The 19,005-nt window shown below is 70.0% G+C and carries 17 protein-coding genes; 1 reads left to right on the top strand and 16 read right to left on the bottom strand.

The genetic code is table 11. The features are described 5' to 3' along the window. Positions 1–99: 99 nt before the first annotated feature. The 6 genes from IG08_RS0147400 to IG08_RS0147375 all read right to left on the bottom strand — a co-directional run bounded on the left by IG08_RS0147400 (position 100) and on the right by IG08_RS0147375 (position 5,849). Positions 100–315, bottom strand: coding sequence for a hypothetical protein (locus IG08_RS0147400; protein WP_030619119.1), 216 nt, complete (start codon positions 313–315; stop codon positions 100–102). A gap of 268 nt (positions 316–583) precedes the next feature. Beyond that, positions 584–1,777: an elongation factor Tu gene (gene tuf / locus IG08_RS0147395; RefSeq protein ID WP_030619117.1), complete on the bottom strand. Its 1,194-nt coding sequence runs from the start codon at positions 1,775–1,777 to the stop codon at positions 584–586. Between the two features lie 143 nt (positions 1,778–1,920). Next, positions 1,921–4,050: an elongation factor G gene (gene fusA, locus IG08_RS0147390; RefSeq protein ID WP_030619114.1), complete on the bottom strand. Its 2,130-nt coding sequence runs from the start codon at positions 4,048–4,050 to the stop codon at positions 1,921–1,923. Between the two features lie 39 nt (positions 4,051–4,089). Beyond that, positions 4,090–4,560: a 30S ribosomal protein S7 gene (rpsG, locus tag IG08_RS0147385; protein WP_005481264.1), complete on the bottom strand. Its 471-nt coding sequence runs from the start codon at positions 4,558–4,560 to the stop codon at positions 4,090–4,092. A gap of 2 nt (positions 4,561–4,562) precedes the next feature. Further along, complete coding sequence (gene rpsL / locus IG08_RS0147380) at positions 4,563–4,934, bottom strand: 30S ribosomal protein S12 (protein WP_003948652.1); 372 nt, start codon at positions 4,932–4,934, stop codon at positions 4,563–4,565. Positions 4,935–5,228: 294 nt separating this feature from the next. After that, positions 5,229–5,849 (bottom strand): DUF1707 and DUF4190 domain-containing protein, encoded by a 621-nt coding sequence (locus IG08_RS0147375; protein ID WP_234343163.1) that lies wholly within the window; start codon positions 5,847–5,849, stop codon positions 5,229–5,231. 237 nt (positions 5,850–6,086) lie between these two features. Here IG08_RS0147375 and IG08_RS0147370 point away from each other — a divergent pair, with 237 nt between their 5' ends. Continuing rightward, positions 6,087–7,301: a cellulase family glycosylhydrolase gene (locus tag IG08_RS0147370; protein ID WP_052425207.1), complete on the top strand. Its 1,215-nt coding sequence runs from the start codon at positions 6,087–6,089 to the stop codon at positions 7,299–7,301. Between the two features lie 25 nt (positions 7,302–7,326). On the opposite strand, the gene IG08_RS56195 is transcribed toward IG08_RS0147370, so the two are convergent. The 10 genes from IG08_RS56195 to IG08_RS0147320 form a co-directional block, all read right to left on the bottom strand. Then, positions 7,327–8,466: a glycosyltransferase family 4 protein gene (locus tag IG08_RS56195; RefSeq protein ID WP_052425206.1), complete on the bottom strand. Its 1,140-nt coding sequence runs from the start codon at positions 8,464–8,466 to the stop codon at positions 7,327–7,329. Further along, complete coding sequence (locus IG08_RS0147360; protein ID WP_234343164.1) at positions 8,463–9,698, bottom strand: polysaccharide pyruvyl transferase family protein; 1,236 nt, start codon at positions 9,696–9,698, stop codon at positions 8,463–8,465. The genes IG08_RS56195 and IG08_RS0147360 overlap by 4 nt, the downstream gene beginning before the upstream one ends. Before the next feature lie 5 nt (positions 9,699–9,703). Continuing rightward, positions 9,704–11,344 (bottom strand): lipopolysaccharide biosynthesis protein, encoded by a 1,641-nt coding sequence (locus IG08_RS0147355; RefSeq protein WP_030619098.1) that lies wholly within the window; start codon positions 11,342–11,344, stop codon positions 9,704–9,706. Further along, on the bottom strand, positions 11,341–12,480 hold the full coding sequence (locus IG08_RS0147350; protein ID WP_030619095.1) for a glycosyltransferase family 4 protein: 1,140 nt from the start codon (positions 12,478–12,480) through the stop codon (positions 11,341–11,343). Before IG08_RS0147350 ends, IG08_RS0147355 begins: the two co-directional genes overlap by 4 nt. After that, positions 12,477–14,861 carry a DUF2206 domain-containing protein gene (locus IG08_RS0147345; protein ID WP_158812375.1) on the bottom strand — a complete coding sequence of 795 codons (2,385 nt, stop codon included), beginning with the start codon at positions 14,859–14,861 and terminating at the stop codon, positions 12,477–12,479. The genes IG08_RS0147350 and IG08_RS0147345 overlap by 4 nt, the downstream gene beginning before the upstream one ends. Before the next feature lie 5 nt (positions 14,862–14,866). Beyond that, positions 14,867–15,958, bottom strand: a complete 1,092-nt coding sequence (locus IG08_RS56190; RefSeq protein WP_052425205.1) for a glycosyltransferase family 4 protein — start codon at positions 15,956–15,958, stop codon at positions 14,867–14,869. Positions 15,959–16,024: 66 nt separating this feature from the next. Continuing rightward, entirely contained in the window at positions 16,025–16,714 is a 690-nt protein-coding gene (locus IG08_RS0147335; RefSeq protein WP_030619088.1) for a hypothetical protein, read from the bottom strand. Continuing rightward, positions 16,711–17,874: a glycosyltransferase family 2 protein gene (locus tag IG08_RS60925; RefSeq protein ID WP_063757847.1), complete on the bottom strand. Its 1,164-nt coding sequence runs from the start codon at positions 17,872–17,874 to the stop codon at positions 16,711–16,713. The genes IG08_RS0147335 and IG08_RS60925 overlap by 4 nt, the downstream gene beginning before the upstream one ends. A gap of 387 nt (positions 17,875–18,261) precedes the next feature. Next, positions 18,262–18,468 (bottom strand): MerR family transcriptional regulator, encoded by a 207-nt coding sequence (locus tag IG08_RS0147325; protein WP_030619084.1) that lies wholly within the window; start codon positions 18,466–18,468, stop codon positions 18,262–18,264. Then, positions 18,465–19,005, bottom strand: a 541-nt coding sequence (locus IG08_RS0147320; RefSeq protein WP_030619082.1) for a hypothetical protein, incomplete at its 5' end; no start/stop codon positions are given. The genes IG08_RS0147325 and IG08_RS0147320, both read right to left, overlap by 4 nt.

Here is a 19,005-nt window from a genome sequence, read left to right as displayed (position 1 = left end):
GCGAACAGACAAGAACATTCCGCACCGTGGCGCCGCCGAGTTGCCCGAAGCCTCGCCGATGCGCCGCACACTGTTCGCCGGGACTTCACCTGACGGATCTCACGGGCTCCCCGACTCCGTCACCCCCTGCGCGACCTGGCCCACGACGTCCAGGATTCCGCGGCCGAAGGCGGTCGGGGCGATCAGCACCCCGAAGACCAGCACGATGGCCACGGTCAGTCGCTCGTCGGACCGGCTCCGGGCCTGGGTACGGCGACGCAGTCGCACCCAGATGACGACAGCCAGCAGAACCGCCACGTTGATCGTCAGTACCACCGGCCAGTCCTTCCGCCGCACAGAGACGCCCCGGCCTTCCTGTGTAACCCCGAACGACCGTGCGCGACCGCACAGTTACTGGTGGTTGGCGGCAAACCGGCCCTCAGGGACCGAATCGACGCTCTGGCGGAATCGCCCAACCACCTTCTCTCCAGGGGACGTTCACCGAATGGCCCCATGACGACGCGAAAGGGCCCGCACGACCGAAGTCGTGCGGGCCCCTTCATGGAGCTCAGCTCATGCTGGAGCTACCAGGTCAGGCTCAAGGTCACTTCGTGATCTTGATGACCTGGCCGGCGCCCACGGTCCGGCCACCCTCACGGATGGCGAACTTCAGGCCCTCTTCCATGGCGATGGGCTGGATGAGTTCCACCTTCATCTCGGTGTTGTCACCCGGCATGACCATCTCGGTGCCCTCGGGGAGGGTCACAACGCCCGTCACGTCCGTCGTACGGAAGTAGAACTGCGGACGGTAGTTGTTGAAGAACGGCGTGTGGCGGCCACCCTCGTCCTTGGACAGGATGTAGGCCTGGGCCTCGAAGTCCGTGTGCGGCGTGACCGAACCCGGCTTGATGATGACCTGGCCGCGCTCGACGTCCTCGCGCTTGATGCCACGAAGCAGCAGACCGACGTTCTCACCGGCCTGGCCCTCGTCGAGCAGCTTGCGGAACATCTCGATACCGGTGACCGTGGTGGTGGTCTTCTCGGTCTTGATGCCGATGATGTCGACGGTCTCGTTGACCTTCAGGACACCACGCTCGATACGGCCGGTGACGACCGTACCGCGACCGGTGATCGTGAAGACGTCCTCGATGGGCATGAGGAACGGCTTGTCGACGTCACGCTCGGGCTGCGGGATGGACTCGTCGACGGCCTTCATCAGGTCGAGGACGGACTGGCCCCACTCCTTGTCGCCCTCGAGGGCCTTGAGCGCCGAGACCTTGACGACCGGCAGGTCGTCGCCCGGGAACTCGTACTCGGAGAGGAGCTCACGGACCTCGAGCTCGACGAGCTCCAGGATCTCCTCGTCGTCCACCATGTCGGCCTTGTTGAGGGCGACGACGATGTACGGAACGCCGACCTGGCGGGCCAGGAGCACGTGCTCCTTGGTCTGCGGCATCGGGCCGTCGGTGGCGGCGACAACGAGGATGGCGCCGTCCATCTGCGCCGCACCCGTGATCATGTTCTTGATGTAGTCCGCGTGACCGGGGCAGTCGACGTGGGCGTAGTGACGCGTCTCGGTCTGGTACTCGACGTGCGCGATGGAGATGGTGATACCGCGCTGGCGCTCCTCGGGAGCCTTGTCGATCTGGTCGAAGGCCGAGGCCTCGTTCAGGTCCGGGTACGCGTCGTGCAGCACCTTGGTAATGGCGGCCGTGAGGGTCGTCTTACCGTGGTCGATGTGACCGATGGTGCCGATGTTGACGTGCGGCTTAGTCCGCTCGAACTTCGCCTTCGCCACTGGGTCCTCCTGTGGAGTGGTTCTGGTACGCCTTGCTCATCGGCGCCAGGGTGATCTTTGCTGGGATGCCGCCCGCCGGGATTTCCGTTTCCGGGTGAATCCCGGCGGTCGGTGTCAAGCCTAAAGCGTGTGAACGGGGTGTGTTACTCGCCCTTGGCCTTCGCGATGATCTCCTCGGCGACGTTCCGGGGAACCTCGGCGTAGGAGTCGAACTGCATCGAGTAGCTTGCGCGACCCGAGGTCTTGCTGCGGAGGTCGCCGACGTAGCCGAACATCTCCGAGAGGGGCACGAGGCCCTTCACGACGCGGGCACCGGCACGCTCCTCCATGGCCTGAATCTGACCACGGCGGGAGTTGATGTCGCCGATGACCTCACCCATGTAGTCCTCGGGCGTGGTGACCTCGACGGCCATCATCGGCTCGAGCAGCACAGGGCTGGCCTTGCGCGCGGCCTCCTTGAAGGCCTGCGAGCCGGCGATCTTGAACGCGAGTTCGGAGGAGTCGACCTCGTGGTAGGCACCGTCGAGAAGCGTGACGCGGACGCCCGTCATCTCGTACCCGGCGAGGATGCCGAACTGCATGGCCTCCTGCGCACCGGCGTCCACCGACGGGATGTACTCCCGCGGGATACGGCCACCGGTGACCTTGTTCACGAACTCGTACGCCGGACCGTCGGCCTCGGTGATGGGCTCGATCGCGATCTGCACCTTGGCGAACTGACCGGTACCACCGGTCTGCTTCTTGTGGGTGTAGTCCACGCGCTCGACGGCCTTACGGATCGTCTCACGGTACGCGACCTGCGGCTTGCCGACGTTGGCCTCGACCCTGAACTCGCGCTTCATACGGTCGACCAGCACCTCGAGGTGCAGCTCGCCCATACCGCCGAGGATGGTCTGGCCCGTCTCCTCGTCCGAGTGAACGTGGAAGGAGGGGTCCTCCTCCGCGAGACGCTGGATGGCGACACCCAGCTTCTCCTGGTCACCCTTGGACTTGGGCTCGATGGCGACCTGAATGACCGGCGCCGGGAAGTCCATGGACTCCAGGATGACCGGGTTCTTGTCGTCCGAAAGCGTCTCACCGGTGGTGGTCTGCTTCAGGCCCATCACGGCGACGATGTCGCCGGCGCCCACCGCCTCGATCTCCTCACGCTTGTTCGCGTGCATGCGGTAGATCTTGCCGATGCGCTCCTTCTTGCCCTTGACGGAGTTCAGCACGGCGGTGCCGGTCTCCAGGCGGCCCGAGTACACCCGGACGAAGGTGAGCTTGCCCAGGTGCGGGTCGCTCATGATCTTGAACGCGAGGGCGGACAGCGGCTCGTCCACGGACGGCTTGCGCTTGATCACGACCTCGGGGTCCTTCACGTCGTGGCCCTCGATGGCCTCGACGTCAAGCGGGGTCGGCAGGTAGCGCACGACCGCGTCGAGCAGGGGCTGAACGCCCTTGTTCTTGAACGCGGTACCACAGAACACCGGGGTGACCGTGACGCCGTCGGACTTGCCGGACGCGATGGTGACACGACGGATCGCGGCGTACAGCTGCTCCTCGGTGGGCTCCTGGCCCTCCAGGAACAGCTCCATGATCTCGTCGTCGTTCTCCGCGACGGCCTCGACGAGCTTGCCGCGGTACTCCTCGGCAGCCTCGGCGTGCGTGGCCGGGATGTCGACGACGTCGTACATCTCGCCCTTGGCGGCCTCGGCGGACCACACGAGCGCCTTCATGCGGACCAGGTCCACAACGCCCTTGAAGTCCATCTCGGCACCGATCGGAAGCTGCATGATCAGCGGTACCGCACCGAGGCGGTCCTTGATCATGTCGACGCAGCGGTGGAACTCCGCGCCGGTCCGGTCGAGCTTGTTGACGAAGCAGATGCGCGGCACGCCGTAACGGTCGGCCTGACGCCACACCGTCTCGGACTGCGGCTCGACACCCGCGACACCGTCGAACACGGTGACGGCACCGTCGAGGACGCGGAGCGAACGCTCCACCTCGACCGTGAAGTCCACGTGACCCGGGGTGTCGATGATGTTGATCGTGTAGTCGTTGTCCTCAAGCGGCCAGTGACAGGTGGTGGCAGCAGAGGTGATCGTGATGCCACGCTCCTGCTCCTGCTCCATCCAGTCCATGGTGGCAGCGCCGTCGTGGACCTCACCGATCTTGTAGCTGACGCCGGTGTAGAAGAGGATCCGCTCGGTGGTGGTCGTCTTACCCGCGTCGATGTGGGCCATGATCCCGATGTTGCGGACCTTGGCCAGGTCAAGTGAAGTGGTAGCCATAAGGCTTCGGTCTTCTCTCGGTCTCGATGGGGGTAGCGACTACCAGCGGTAGTGCGCGAAGGCCTTGTTGGACTCGGCCATCTTGTGGGTGTCCTCGCGCTTCTTCACAGCGGCACCGAGGCCGTTGGAGGCGTCGAGAAGCTCGTTGAGCAGACGCTCGGTCATGGTCTTCTCGCGACGGGCGCGGGAGTAACCGACCAGCCAGCGCAGCGCCAGCGTGTTGGCACGACCGGGCTTGACCTCGATCGGAACCTGGTAGGTCGCGCCACCGACACGGCGGGACTTGACCTCGAGGGTCGGCTTGATGTTCTCCAGCGCGCGCTTCAGCGTGATGACCGGGTCGTTGCTGGTCTTCTCGCGCAGGCCCTCCATGGCGCCGTACACGATGCGCTCGGCGGTGGAGCGCTTGCCGTTCAGCAGCACCTTGTTGATCAGCGACGTGACCAGAGGAGAACCGTAGACCGGGTCGATGATGACCGGGCGCTTCGGGGCGGGGCCCTTACGAGGCATTTCTACTTCTCCTTCTTGGCGCCGTAGCGGCTGCGGGCCTGCTTGCGGTTCTTGACACCCTGGGTGTCAAGGGAACCGCGGATGATCTTGTAGCGAACACCGGGCAGGTCCTTCACACGGCCACCACGCACGAGCACGATGGAGTGCTCCTGCAGGTTGTGTCCCTCACCCGGAATGTAAGCGGTGACCTCGATCCCGCTGGTCAGACGCACACGCGCGACCTTACGCAGGGCCGAGTTCGGCTTCTTCGGGGTGGTCGTGAACACACGCGTGCAGACGCCGCGACGCTGGGGCGAACCCTCGAGTGCGGGCGTCTTGTTCTTCTCGACCTTGTCCTGCCGGCCCTTCCGGACCAGCTGCTGGATCGTAGGCACTACTTCTCCGGTTTCTGTGTGCCGAATGGTGAAGCTAACCTGGAACATCTCCGACCCACGCGGTCGGGTGTGTCGAATCCTGCAGAATCCCGCCGCGAGGCGGGAAGGGCGCAGATTGCGGTGGCCAGTGACGGCTCCCAAAGTGCGGTTTGAAGGCACGCACGGGAGCCAGGGCACACCCCAGGCACAAGGTCTGAGCGTACCTAGCTCATTCGCTGCGGTCAAAACAAATGGACCGCGTCCACTTCTCCGGGTGCGACATGTCAAGCCTCTACGCCGTGACGGCCTCGGATTTCACGTTCCGGAAGCAAGCCCCACGGCGATCACCAGCGTCAGGAGTATCGCCCAGCCGGCGATGGACAGCCAGCCGAGGACGAGCCCGGTCAGGGCGAGGCCGTCGCCACGCTCTCCGGTGCGCTCGATCTCGGCACGCGCCGTGTGTCCCAGGATCACCGCCGGAATACCGGTGAGCCCGAAGGCCGGCAGGCACAGCAGCCCGCACACGGCGGCCCCCACGGCCTTCCCGTTCGTCCGGGCCGGCGGCACGGGCAGAAACGTCCGCGGTACGCCCATGACGGTCGCCGACTGCGGTACGGGCCCCTGCGGCAGGTCGGCGACGAGCAGCGCCAGCTCCCCCACCGTGCGGGCCGCGTACGCCCGCCCCACCCGCCGGTCGAACTCCGCCTTCTCCAGCCGCCCCTCGCCGAACCCCGCGCGGAGCACGTCGACGGCACGCTCCCGGTCGGCGTGGGAGGCGAGCATGGAGGGGGCGCCGTGGAGCTGCGGGGACTGTGGGGCGGGGGCGCCCTGCCAGGGCTGCAGGTGCGGATCGCCTCTCCTCTGGCCCGTGTTCGGCACGCCGTTGCCCGACGACTCGTCCTTGTCCTGCCAGGGCTGCCACGACGACTGCGACACGGAGCACCTCCCGAACCCCCGAGGTTCCTCCATGATGCGCCAACTCGCGTCTTTTTCCAGGGGGGCGCACAACGGACGAAAAAGATCATAGTTACCCCGGATCGACATTGCTCAATCACAAGTCCGCCACGATCACTTCATCATTCTTGCACCCGCCATTACCCTGCGGTGGTGTCTCAGCAGCCCATACAACCCCCGGCAGACCGTCCCCGCTCCCGTCGCAAGCAGCAGTCGGGAATGCGACGGCGGCTCCTCGGCGCACTCATATCGATCGGCGTCCTCGGTGCCTCCGTGGCCGTCGTGGTGGCCGTGAGCGGCGCGGGTTCCCCGTCGCGCACCCCTGACGACGGAGTCGGGGCCGTGGCGTCCGCCTCCGGCGGTACGGCCTCCGCGTCGGAGGTCGCGCGCACCCGCGACCTCCGCTTCGGACTCGCCTTCGGCGACACCCTGATGTGGATGACGGACGCGGAGCGGGCCAAGGCGTTGGACGACGCCGAGGAACTGGGCGTGAAATGGCTGCGCGTGGACCTGTCGTGGCGCAACATCCAGCCCGACTACTCCACGCAGTACCTGTGGGAGCGCTTCGACCGCGTGGTGGACGCGGCCGGTGCCCGCGGCCTGGAGGTCCTGCCCACCATCTCCTACACCCCGCGCTGGGCCGCCGACCCCAACTGCGGCAGCACCAGCCAGACCTGCCCGCCCGCGGACAACGCGCAGTTCGCCGAGTTCGCACGCCAGGCCGCCGCGCGCTACGCGCCCAAGGGTGTGCACACCTGGGAGATCTGGAACGAACCCAACATCAAGCCGTTCTGGCAGACCGGCCCCGACGCCGAGCGCTACGCGAACCTGCTGGCCAAGACCGCCAAGGCCGTCCGCTCCGCCGACTCCAAGGCCTATCTGCTCCTCGGCGGACTCGCCGCCGTGGACACCATCCCGTCCAAGCAGTACGTATCGCACAAGACGTTCCTCGCGGAACTGGGCCGGCTGGGCGCGCTGAAGCAGGTGGACGCCATCTCGTACCACCCGTACACCTATCCCCTGCTGCCCAGCACCGAGAGCGCGAGCGGCACCACCTTCCAGGACATCGACCGCTCGCACGACAACCTGGTCTCGATCCTCAAGCGGTACGGCAAGCCCAAGATGCCGATCTGGCTGACCGAGACCGGCGCGCCCACCTGGTCCACGGGCAAGCCCGCGGACAGCGAGGACGCCAAGGGCACCGCCCATGTGACCCCGCGCTTCCAGGCCGAGATCGCCACCGACACGGTGCAGGCGTCGGCGGCGATCCCCTCGGTGGACGTGGTGTTCTGGTTCTCGTACCAGGACGGGGAACCGGAGACCGCGGAGAGCCGCAAGGCACGGCACTACGGCCTGACGTACTACGACGGCCGCCGCAAGCCCTCCTTCGAGGCGCTGGAGAAGGCCATCCAGGACTACAAGGACAAGAACTAGAAGGACAGAACCTGAAGGACGAGAACTAGAGCGTCCGGAACAGGTCCAGGTAGCGGGCCGTCAGCTTCGGCCAGGCATAGCGTTCCTCGGCCGCGCGGCGGCCCGCCGCTCCCATACGGTCCGCCAGGCCGCCGTCGGACAGCAGCTTGGCGCAGGCCGCGGCCAGCGCGTCCGGGTCGCCCGGCGGGACCAGCAGGCCCGTCTCGCCGTCGTCGACGACGTGCGGGATGCCTCCGACGTCGGAGCCGACCACCGGCGTGGCACAGGCCATGGCCTCGACCAACGCCATGCCGAAGGACTCCGCCTCGGTACGCGACGGCAGTGCGAGGACGGCGGCCGTACGCACGGCGTCCGTCAGGGCCTCGCCACTCAGCCCGCCCGGCGTCTCCAGCCGCTCGGCCACGCCGAGTTCGGCCGCCAGGGCGCGCAGGTCCGGCAGTGCGTCGCCGTCGCCGACCAGGCGCAGCCGGGCGTCGGGGACCTCCCGCACCAGCTGTGCGAAGGCACGGACCAGGACGTCGACGCCCTTCCATGCCGAGGAGCGGTCCATCCGGCCCACGTAGACGACCGTGCGGGGCCGCCGGGAGGCCGGCTCGCCCGGGGTGAAGCGGTCGGTGTCCACACCGGGTGTGATCCGTACGGTGTGCGGATGGCCGTCGGCCAGGGAGACCGGGGAGACGGCGACCAGGCGGCGGGCGCGGGCGAAGACGCGGGGCAGTACGGCCTTCTCGTACAGGCCGATCAGCCGGTCGGCGGCGCCGCTGCCGGCCTCGCCCTTGTGCATCGAGCCCGCGTGGTACGTCAGCACGGTCGGGCGGCGCCCGGCCAGGGCGACGGCGAGGTCGCCGAGGCCGGGGACGGGCGCGTGCGCGTTGACCACGTCGGCGCCCGCCCTGCGCAGCCAGCGGCGCAGTTGCAGGGGCCACAGCGGGCTGAGCGGGGTGTTGGACAGCTTCAGCCAGGTGCCGAGCCGGACGACCCGTACGCCGTCCTCGGTGGTGACCGTGGTGCGCTTCCCGCCGTCCAGACGCGTGGTGATCACCACGGCCCGCAGGTCGGGGGCGGCGGCGACGGCGGCCGCGACGCGTGCGGCGTACTGCTCCACGCCGCCGATCTTCGGCGGGTAGTAGGGGGCGACGACGGCGACCGTACGGGGGCGGGTCACACCGACTCCCGCAGCCGGGCGGGCAGGGACTGGGCGCGGGCGACGTAGCCGGGGAGGTTCGCGTCGAGGATCGTGCGGTACGGGGCGGGGTCCTTCAGGAGGGGTTCCACCAGGGCCCACAGCTTGTCGTGGGTGACGTCGGCGATGGGCACGACCCACTCGCCGAGGCCGAGGTCGGCCATGATGCCGCGGGTCTTGTGCTCGTACTCGATGGCCACGCACGGCACGTTGCTGGTGAGCGAGAAGATCACCGAGTGGAAGCGGGTGCCGATGAGCAGGGTGCACTCGTCGTAGAGGCCCTTGAGGTCGCGGTAGTCGACGACCTCGTCGACCATCAGCGGGCCGCTGGTGCAGTGCGCGGCGATGCGGCGCTCGCAGATGCGGTCGTCGTCGCCGAGATAGTCGGTGCTGACCTGAGGGATGAGGACCGCGCGGGCGCCGGTGGCCTGGACGGCGTCGATGGTGCGGGCGAGTTCGCGTTCGTAGCGCTCCTGGGCGGCGGGAACCAGCCAGCGGCGGGCGGTGATGCCGACGAGCCTCTCGTCCGGGCCGACGCCGAGCTTGGCACGCCAGTCGACGCGACCCTCGGGGTCGAAGGCGAAGCCCGCGTCCACCGCGCGCTCGATGTGCTGCGCCGGGATCCCGCAGGCCAGCAGCTCGCCGACGCTGACATCCTCGCGCGGGAGCACCGCGGCCGAGCGGCGCATGACCCGGCCGACCAGCTTGCGCTGGGCGGCGGCGGGGAACGGGCCGAAGGACTGCGGGGCCCAGACCACCGGCACCCCGGCCTTCTGCGCGAGCAGCGCCGGGAGCAGGACGAAGAAGACGTTCTGGTAGCCGTCGAGGCCGGGGCGGGCCAGCACGTAGCCGCCGCCCATGGACACCACGAGGTCCGCCCGCGTCACGGCGTCCGCCTCGCGCCGCGCCTCGGCGGGCAGCGTGCGCAGCACGCCCTTGGCGAGCGGGCGCGGCAGCGTCACGGCGGCGGTGCCGGCGAGGCCGACCAGTGCCTTGCGCAGCAGGCGGCGGGGCAGGGAGACGGTGCCGTCGGCGACGTGGCGGCGGATCGATCCGATGTTCCGCACGCCCTCGAACGACGGGTGCACGGCCGCGTCCTCCATCCCCGCGATGGCCACGTCGGCGTGGGGGAAGGCCTCCTGCACGTGCTGCAGGCAGACGGAGAGCAGTGCGGCGTCGCCCGCGTTCTCACGGACGTACGCGTTGATCACCACGATGTTCAAGGAGCGGACCTCTCGGAACTGGGTCTGTGTGTATGGCTGGTGTGGCTCGGGAAAGCAGGGGCGGCCGCATAGGGAGCGGCGTAGGTGTCGGCCGGGCCGGCCCGGTAGGGATCCGCCTGGTAGGGATCCGCGTACGAGGCGTACGGATCCTCCTCATAGGCGTCGGCGGCGGCCGCGTACGGATACTCCAGCCCAACGCCGTACGGATCACCGGGCCCCACGGCGTACGGCGCCTCCTGTCCCGCCGGGTACCAGGCGCCGTGCGCGGCCGGGTAGGCCTCGACGGGGCCGGGCGGCCAGGGCGCGACGAGGGCCGGCTCCGGGCGGGGCTCGGGGGCCGGCGTCGCGGTGGCGGCGGTCGCCGGGGACGATGTCGTGCGCGGGCGGCGGACCAGGCTCACCGTGGCGAACACGCCGGCCACCGCGTTGCCCGTGGCCCAGGCGTAGCCGATCCACACCAGGCCGCGGTCGGCGAAGGCGGAGCTGAGGCCGATGGACAGGCAGGCCATGATCGTGTTCGCGGCGATCAGGTGCCGCATGCGCTGGGCCAGTTTGAGGGCGAAGCAGGCCCAGGTGTTCAGGGCGACCGGCAGGGCGGCGAGGGCCAGCACGGTCAGCAGGGGCCGCGCGTTCTCGGCGTACCCGCCGCCGAACATCCGCAGCAGCAGTCCCCCGCCGGCGACCACCACCGCGGCGGCGGGCACCTGCACGGCCGCGATGATCCGCGCCGAGCGCAGCATCAGCTCCCTGAACCGCGATTCCTCGTGCGAGACCTCGGCGAAGACGGCCTCGCCCACGGCGGTGGAGACGGCGTTCAGCATGGCCGCGATCTGGAAGGCCACGAAGTAGTAGCCCGTCGCGGCCGCACCCAGGTGGTGCAGCACGATCAGCGGGATGGCCAGCACCGGCGCCAGGTTGATCAGGTTGGAGACATGGCTGGCCACGGAGAAGCGGAACTTCTCGCGCAGCCGGGTGCCGCGGGTGCGCAGGTCGACCCGGAAACCGAGGCGGCGCCACAGCACCACCACGGCGACCACGACCGTCACCACGTAGCCCACCCCGGCCGAGGCGACGATGCCGAACACGCCGAGGCCGGTGAGGACGGCCGGGACGGCGACCTTGGACGCGCCCTGGGTGAGCCCGTCGATCAGCACGTTGTACTCGGGGATGCGGGCCGCGTTGAACACCGACTTGACCAGCATGCTCGTCGCCGCGCAGCCGCAGAACCCGGCGAAGGCGACGGCCGACATCCAGTTGTCGCGGACGAACCCCAGCTTGGCGCCGTACAGCGGCAGTCCCGCCAGGTAGATCCCGCCCGCCACGAAGCCGACGACCGTCACCAGCACCATGGCCTGGCTGATCTGCGCGTTGCGCGCCTCGCGTTCGGCCGGGAAGCGGATGAGGGTGTTGTTCAGCCCGAGCAGGCTGAACGTGGCGAGCAGCGAGGTCGCGGAGATCAGCGAGGTGGCGAGTCCGACCTGGGAAGGGGTGTAGAAACGGGCGACCACGACCCAGAACACGAAGCTCAGACCGGCGGTGACCACCGTGGACACCAGCAGGAAGAAGGAACTGCGGTAGATGCGGTCGCCCGGCCGCCGGTGCCGGCCACGCGCGCGCCTACTCGCGGCGTCGGTCACCTGCGGTCACCGCCGCCGTAGTGCTCCAGCAGGGTCCGTACGTGGTCGTCCCAGGCGAAGGCCTTCTCCGCGTACGTACGGGAGTACGTCCCCATGCGCGAGCGCCGTTCCGGATCGGCCGCCAGCGCACGCAGTTCGGCGGCCAGGACGGGCACCTCGCGCGGCAGCAGGGACACCTGGTCGCGGTCGAGCGCGTAGGGGGAGTAGCCCGGGTCGTCGGTGGTGACCACCGGCAGTCCGGAGGCCATGGCCTCCTGGACGGTGAGCGGGAACCCCTCGGCGGTCGAGGGCAGCGCGAAGACGTCGCAGGCCCGGTAGGCCTCGGCGACGGCCTCCGGGTCCAGCGCGCCGAGGTGGTGGACGCCCGCCCGGCCGGCCAGGGCCTCGGTGTCGCCGCCCCCGGAGAACACCAGGTCGTAGCCGGCGTCGGGGGTGTGGGCGGCGAGCAGCAGGTCGTACCCCTTCTTGGGGACGAGCCGGCCGACGAACAGGACGAGGACACGGTCGGCGGGCAGGGCGAACCGCTCGCGGGCCCGCGCGCGTTCGGCGGCGGAGGCCGCGGGGCGGAAGCGGTCGGTGTCCACGCCGTTGGCGAGATGGTGGCGGCGGCGTGCGCCGTACGTCTCCACGAAGCCGGCGACCGAGGAGTTCAGCGTGAACACCGCCCGGGCGCCGCGCAGCAGGGCCCGGCCGGCCACGCCGTACACCACGCGCTGCACGGCCCGGACCAGACCGGAGGGGTGGTCGACGACGGCCACGTGTTGGGTGAGGACGTACGGGGTGCGGGTCAGCTTCGCGGCCAGGCCGGCGGCCCATGAGCTGAGGTAGAGGCAGTCGTGGATGTGGACGGCGTCCGCGTGGCGCGCCCAGCGCAGCGCGACGGCCGCCAGCGCGGGCGAGAACACCGGGAAGGGCACACCGGCCTTGCGTTCGGTGCCGTTCCAGGCGGCCACGCGCACCACCCGTACACCGTGCTCGACGGTGACGGAGGAACGGCCGGCGCTGGTGACGACGGTGACGTCGTTGCCCTGCGCGGCCAGGCCCTCGGCCTCGCGGCGCACCACGTTCTCGATGCCGCCGACGTGCGGCGGGTAGTAGTGGCTGACCAGGAGAACTCTCAGCGGCCTCGTGCTCATCGGTAGATCACCGCTCCCCCGTTGCTGTAGATGAGGTCCCTGGAGTCCAGGACCTTCATCGGGTACTGGTACGTGATGAGGTCGCCCCCGTAGAAGACGGTCACCCTGCCCGTGCGCGTGGGCGTGGTGCCCAGCAGCACGTAGGAGTCGCTGCGCAGGGCGGCCGGGTGGATGTCGGCGAGGGTGGGATGGGTGAGCAGCGCCTGGAGCCGGCTGTAGCTGAACCGGTCGGTCTGCACCAGCCCGGTGCCCTCCTTCCCGACCCGTGCGTCCAGCCAGAGCGCGGCCCTGCGCTCCTCCGCGTGGGGGTAGTAGATGGAGTAGTACTGGCCGGAGTTGGACAGCTGCACCTGCGCCGGATAGCCGCCCAGCACCTTGGGCACGACTCCGGACAGGTCGAGCAGCAGCCCGGCCAGCAGCACACAGGCCAGCGGCACGGTCCGGTGCCGGGCCCAGCGCAGTGCCCACAGGGTGGCGGTCGCGAGGAACGGCGCGAAGAAGAACAGGCCCTGCTGGAAGGCGCGCAGCAGGCTGTAGTCCACCGACAGCTGCGGTACGAGGGTGAAGACGGCGACCATGAACCAGGCGCCGGCCGCGATGGTGACCTGGTCGCGCACCGGCCGGAACGCGGAGCGGCGCGCCCACAGTGCCACCACGAACCCGGCCATCGCCATCACCTGGAAGAACAGCGCGGCCGCCTGTCTGAGACCGCCGTTGAGGCCGGGCACGCTGATGCCGACGGCGTCCAGGACCCGGCCGACCAGGGTCAGCTTCATCGTCGGGACCTCGACGACGGGCGTGGACAGGCCGTTGACCTCCTTCAGCGGCAGGTAGTCGCCGCCCTCGCCGCGCTCGGCCGCGGTCTGCTTCAGCAGGTCCGCCTTGTACTCCTTCAGCCGCTCGGTGGCGGGCACCTTCTCGCCGCCGAGGATGCTGTACGCGGTGTCCGAGGAGCCGGACTCCGACTCACCGCCGAGCACGGCCGAGGCGACCGAGGAGAGGGTGCGTTCCAGCTGGCCGCCGGTGTGGGTGAGCGGGCCCGACCACAGCAGGGCGAGCGCGGCGGGCACGAGCACCACCCACCAGGTGAGGAAGGACAGCATCCGGTCCTCGCGGCGTTTTCGCCGCGCCCGTTCCCGTCCGCGCCGGGACACCAGCCGCCACACCTTGTCCAGGAGGTAGGAGACCGCGAGGGTGCCGACGACGACGTACGTCGTGGAGTAGTGCGACAGCACGATCCCACCGAGCAGGACGACGAACACGATCCGGCGCAGCGGCAGCGACCCGTCCGAGTCGGTGAGCACCACCATGGCGCAGCCCAGCAGCAGGAACGCGATCTCCTGGCGGCCGAGGTAGGGCATGTCGGTGAGGAACGTCGGGAAGATGATGAAGTACATCGCCGAGATCAGCGCGACCACCCGCGGGGCCACGTTGCGCACCGCGCGGTGCACCAGCACCGGGGTGAAGGCGAACAGCAGCGGCAGGACGACCTTGAAGATCGCGGTGTCGGAGAGCGCGGTGAGCTGGAAGACGCTCACCGGCAGCAGCGTGATGCTCAGACAGGCGTTGTACGGGTCGGTGTACGTGCTGATGTCCCAGTACTCGCCGCCGAGGGCGAGCCGGAAGTACAGGAACTCCTTCTGGATGTCGTGGCCGGTGATGAACTGCCCGCGCAGCGAGGTGATCAGCAGCAGCGCGGCCGACGCGCAGTACAGGCCGAACTCCAGGACCTCGACCGGGTAGCGGGCCCGGCGCAGCAGAAGCAGACAGATCAGGGCGGCCACGACGACCAGGGCGACGGTGCTGACGGCACCGCCCAGGCCGTTGTTGAGCCGGATGGGTCCGGCCACGGCGAGGACGAGGGCGAGTGCGCCGACGGCGGCGACGGGTCTGAGGCCGCGGGCCGCGAGCAGCGTCTGCCACAGGGGCGTCTCGGAGCGTGGCGGCTCGGGCGCGAGCACCCCGAGCACGAGCACGGCACCCGCGGTGGCGACGGTCAGGATCAGCCGGGTCAGCGGACGCTCGACGCCGAGCGGCGGCAGCGCGGTGTTCACGGTGAGCGCGACGACGATGTCCGTCATCACCGTGAACCCGACCGACAGCAGCAGCGCGGCGGTCCCGGTGGTCACGATGCGCGCGGTGATGCCACGCCACAGCAGCACGGGTGCGCCGAACAGCAGCCACAGCCCGGCGAGCGTCTGCAGCGCTCCGGGCGACTGGGGCAGCAGTTCGATCACGCTGACCGGGGCGAGGCTGAGGAGGATGGCGAAGCGGCGGCTGATCAGGGGGCGCCGGGGGCCGGCGGCCCGGCTCGGCCGTTCCTCGTCGGCGGCCGGCTCGGGGGCGGGCTCGTCCACGCGCAGCGCCAGGGTGTCGTCCATCGTCGTCACAGACCGGCCTTGGTGTAGACGTCGTCGACGAGCTGGGCGACGGTCTCCCAGGAGTAGTTCCGGGAGCGCTCGGCACTGGCACGGGCCAGCCGTGCTCTGAGTGTGAGATCGGCGGCGAGGGTGTCGACGGCGGTGGCGAGGGCGGCCGGCTCGGGCGCGGCCAGCAGGCCGGTCCCCCCGACCAGTTCCCGGGTGCCGGGCACGTCGGTGGCGACCACGGGCAGCCCGGCGGCCATGGCCTCCAGGACGACCAGCGGCATGCCCTCCTTGTCCGAGGGCAGCACGAACGCGTCGGCGTCGGCGTATGCCTTCACCAGGTCCTCGCCGAGCAGTCCCCCGCTGAACTCCACGTTCCGCAGCCCCAGGCGCGCGGCCTGCTCCTCCAGCCGGCCGCGCAGCTCGCCGTCGCCGACGATCCGCAGCCGTACGTCCTGGCGGGTCAGGTGCAGGGCGTCCAGCAGCCGGGCCACGTTCTTCTGGGCGCCGAGCCGGCCGACGTACAGCAGGTTCATCGGTCCCGGCACGGGCTCGCGGGGCGGCATGAAGTACGAGGCGCCGACCCCGTTGGGCACGACGTGGACGCGGTCGGCGGGCACCCGGTAGGTGTCGGTGAGGAAGGCCGCCTGGGCGTCGGTCAGCGCGATGACGCCGGCCGCGGATCTGAGGACGCGGCCGAAGACGTGCTCCTTGTAGTGCGGCAGCAGGGCGCCCAGCGGGCCGGAGGCGTCCACGTCGAGGTGGAAGTGCAGCACGAAGCGGGTGCCGCGCAGCCGGGTGGCGAGGGCGACCATCTCGGGCAGCAGGGCGTGCGCGCAGTGCAGATGGAGCACCGCAGCGCGGGGCATTTTGGCCAGGTGCGCGGCGAGCCCGGGGGCGATGGCGGTGTGCGCCACCTCCACGGCACGGTGCCGGTGCACCACGACGCCGTCCTCCCGGGCGGTGCGTGGTGCGCCCTCGGCCCCCAGGGAGGTGGTCAGAACTCGTACGTCGTGCCGTCTCGCCTGCTCCCGCGCGAGGTTGGAGACCACGCGCTCGAGCCCGCCCAGGTGGGGCGGGTAGTAGGGGGTGATCTGGACAACGGTACGCATGCGGCTTCCTGGGGGTGACTGGTGCGGCTCGGCAGGGCGGGCGGTGCTGGGCGGTGGGTGCGGCGGTCAGCGCAGGTGCATCCGGAGGCGCTGCTCGTGCCCGGGCAGCGTCACCTCGACCAGGTCCGCCTTGCTCTTCCCCTTGCCCTTGAGGCGCAGCCGGACGTCGACGCCGATCAGGGCGCCCGGCTTGGTGGTGACCGTTTCCGTGCCGATGGCCAGGCGCTTGCCCTTGGCGTCCTCGGCCCACGCCCGGACCTTGTGCTTGCCACCGGTGTCGCCGTGCTCGACGACTTCCAGCGGTACGACGAGTTCGTCGCCGTCGAAGAACGGCTCCTTGCCGAAGTACAACTCGATGTAGGCCTGCTGACGCTCGGTGAAGGAGTCCTTGAGCACGGACCGCACCCCGGGCACCGCCCAGGCGCCGGCCCCGACGCCGCACACGAGGAGCACGGCGGCCACGAGACCGACCACACCGCGCAGCGGCCCTCGCGAGCCGCCGCGCCGGCGCTGACCGGCCTCCCGGCCCGCGCCGCTCCCCCGGGACCGCCGTCGCGACACGGCTTCCTCACCGGACGAACCCGGTTCGGTATCCCGGACACCGGGGTCCGGCTCGGAGTTCCGGCCGCCCTGCCGGCCCGGCCCGGTCTCCCGGCCCGCCCAGCTCGGCCCGGCCTCGTGGCCGTGGGCCTGCCGGTCCGGTCCGCCCTCAGGGGCGCGCCGACCCGGCTCCGACCCGTACGGCGTCTCGCTCACGCCAGTTCCAGGGGTACCTCATCGGAATGGCGCTGCCCCGGCAGGGAAGCCAGCGACGGCAGCATCGCCTTGGCCTCGAACTCGTCCATGGCCGAGGCGTCGAGCTCGGACTGCAGCGCCTCCGAGTCGTCGAAGTCCTCCACCCCGGAGGACCCGAACTCGGCCTCGTCGACGGAGCTCTGCCCGGCGGCCGGGCCGCCGTCGGACTCGTCGGACTCGTCGAGCTCGGAAGCCGTGGCTCCCTCCCGCTTCGACACCGACGTCGTCTTGCCGTTGAGCTGCTGCTCCGTCTTGCCGTTGAGCTGCTGCTCCGTCTTGCCGTTGAGCTGCTCCGCCGCGACGAGCGCCTCCACCACGGCAAGCTGCTCCACCGCGGCCACGGCTCGCTCGGCGGCCTCGGCGGCGCGCTCGGCGGCGGCGTTGGCGCGGGCCATCTCCGCCAGCGGGACCATGCGCGCGGGGGTGTTGCGGAAACGATTGTCCCGGATCTTGTGCTCGAACAGCTGGCGCAGGTTGGCGACCCCGTCGGGCAGCGCGTTCAGCTTGACCTCGCCGCCGCGTACCCGGTACTCGATGGGCACCTCCAGGCAGCGGAAGCCGGCCCGGGTCGCCGCGTTCTTGATCTCCTGGGAGAAGGCCATGCCCGGCGAGCGGACGTCGATCGCCGCCCACACATGCCGCTGGAAGATCCACATGCCGGACTGCGAGTCGCGCAGGCCGTTGCGGAACAGGGCCCGGCTGAGGGCGCTGAGCGCATGGTTGGCGACGGTGTGGGACGGCTTCATGGCCTGCCGGTTCTCCACGCCCAGACGGTTCGTGGTCATGAACTCCGCCTGTCGGGCGTCCATGATGTGCAGCAGGTGCGGCAGCGCGTCGAACGGGTACGTGCAGTCGGCGTCACCCGTGGCGATCACGTCGCCGGCGGCCGCGTCGAACCCGGCCTGGTAGGCGTTGCCGTAACCGCGCATGGGCTGCGGGACGACGATGGCGCCCAGCGACCGGGCCACCGCGGCGGTGTCGTCGGTGGAGGCGTTGTCGACGACGATGACCTCGACCTCCCAGCCCGCTTCCGCCAGTTCTCGGCGCGGGACGGATGCCATGACCGTCGGCAGGTTCTCGGCCTCGTTGAGCGCAGGGATGACGATGGACAGAGATCTCAAGGAAAGCCCCCCCAGGAGCTGTCAAGGGTGTACGTCGACATCACCGAGTGCGACGAGCCCCCAGCCCGTCTCCCATGGCATCCATGGCCCGTGTCGCCAGTGACACGTGCCCCCCTCGATACCCGGGAACCTCGACCGTCCGTTGCGGAACATGTGTACGTCTAACGGACTGATGTCTCATTCAAATACTTTGAACGCACCTTAACCCGCACTTACTTACGTTCCGCAACTCCTTCACAGACTTGTTATCGAGGTCACGCGGGCAACACATGTATACAGAACGTGTATAGGCGGCCACCCCGGAGAGTGACCGCCCATTTGCTCACGCAGCTCATTTGTCAAGTCGCGGAAAGTAGTCGCGGCTGCGACGAGATCGTCATGATCGAATCACTGTGCGTGTCGGCCGCCGCGGGCCGCGCGCTCCGCGGCGAACACGTCCTCCAGCCGGAACAGTTGGGCGCGCCCCGCCTTGCCCGCCGCCTCGAGACGGCCGAGCTGGACCCACTTGCGGATGGTCGCGGGGGCGACGCCGACCTCCCGGGCGGCGAGGGGGGCGGGGATGAGCGTCGGCAGTTCGGTCTTCACCGGCTTCATCGGCGGCTCCACTCCCCCTCGTTCCAGGCGTGCCGGTAGGCCGGGTCGTCGTGGCAGCCGCAGTCCGGCACCGAGCAGCGGCAGGCCGGGTTCACACAGAGGACGGCCGCGCGGTCCGGGAAGGCCCGCAGCGAGACGGAGTCGCACCAGGGGCAGCGGCCGGAGACACGGACGACGGTCTCGGTGTCCCCCAGGGCGCGGGCGCAGCGCCGGGCCATCCGCCGGGTCTCGTCCCGCACGTGCGCGGCGAGCACGGGGTCGGCGGCGATGTCATCGAGCAGGCCGGCGATACGACGCAGCCGCTCGGGCACGGTCACGCGGCGGGCCCGGCCCAGCCCGAGGCGGTCGCGCACCGCCTCCTCCAGTTCGATCACGCCGTCGGTGATGTCACGGATGGTGTCGGAGATGTGCAGGCGCAGGGGTGCCGCGCCGTGGCCGGGGGCGACGAGTCCGTGGGCCTGCTGGAGCAGCAGGGCCTCGGCACGCTCCTCGCGGAGGCGGTCGGCGGGGAGTACGGGGGGCGCGGGGGCGGGGCGG

It is taken from the genome of Streptomyces fulvoviolaceus (genome assembly GCF_000718165.1).
Taxonomy (GTDB): Bacteria; Actinomycetota; Actinomycetes; order Streptomycetales; family Streptomycetaceae; genus Streptomyces; species Streptomyces fulvoviolaceus.
The sequence above is the reverse complement of the archived record's forward strand: the minus strand, read 5'-3'. Positions and strand labels throughout refer to the sequence as shown.

What these genes read in the sequence shown, in the direction of transcription:
- IG08_RS0147350 (WP_030619095.1), bottom strand. Translation starts at nt 12,480, where the DNA reads ATGAGCACGAGGCCGCTGAGAGTTCTCCTGGTCAGCCACTACTACCCG.
- IG08_RS0147370 (WP_052425207.1), top strand. Translation starts at nt 6,087, where the DNA reads ATGCGACGGCGGCTCCTCGGCGCACTCATATCGATCGGCGTCCTCGGT.
- IG08_RS0147325 (WP_030619084.1), bottom strand. Translation starts at nt 18,468, where the DNA reads ATGAAGCCGGTGAAGACCGAACTGCCGACGCTCATCCCCGCCCCCCTC.
- IG08_RS56190 (WP_052425205.1), bottom strand. Translation starts at nt 15,958, where the DNA reads ATGCGTACCGTTGTCCAGATCACCCCCTACTACCCGCCCCACCTGGGC.
- IG08_RS0147345 (WP_158812375.1), bottom strand. Translation starts at nt 14,861, where the DNA reads ATGGACGACACCCTGGCGCTGCGCGTGGACGAGCCCGCCCCCGAGCCG.
- rpsG (WP_005481264.1), bottom strand. Translation starts at nt 4,560, where the DNA reads ATGCCTCGTAAGGGCCCCGCCCCGAAGCGCCCGGTCATCATCGACCCG.
- fusA (WP_030619114.1), bottom strand. Translation starts at nt 4,050, where the DNA reads ATGGCTACCACTTCACTTGACCTGGCCAAGGTCCGCAACATCGGGATC.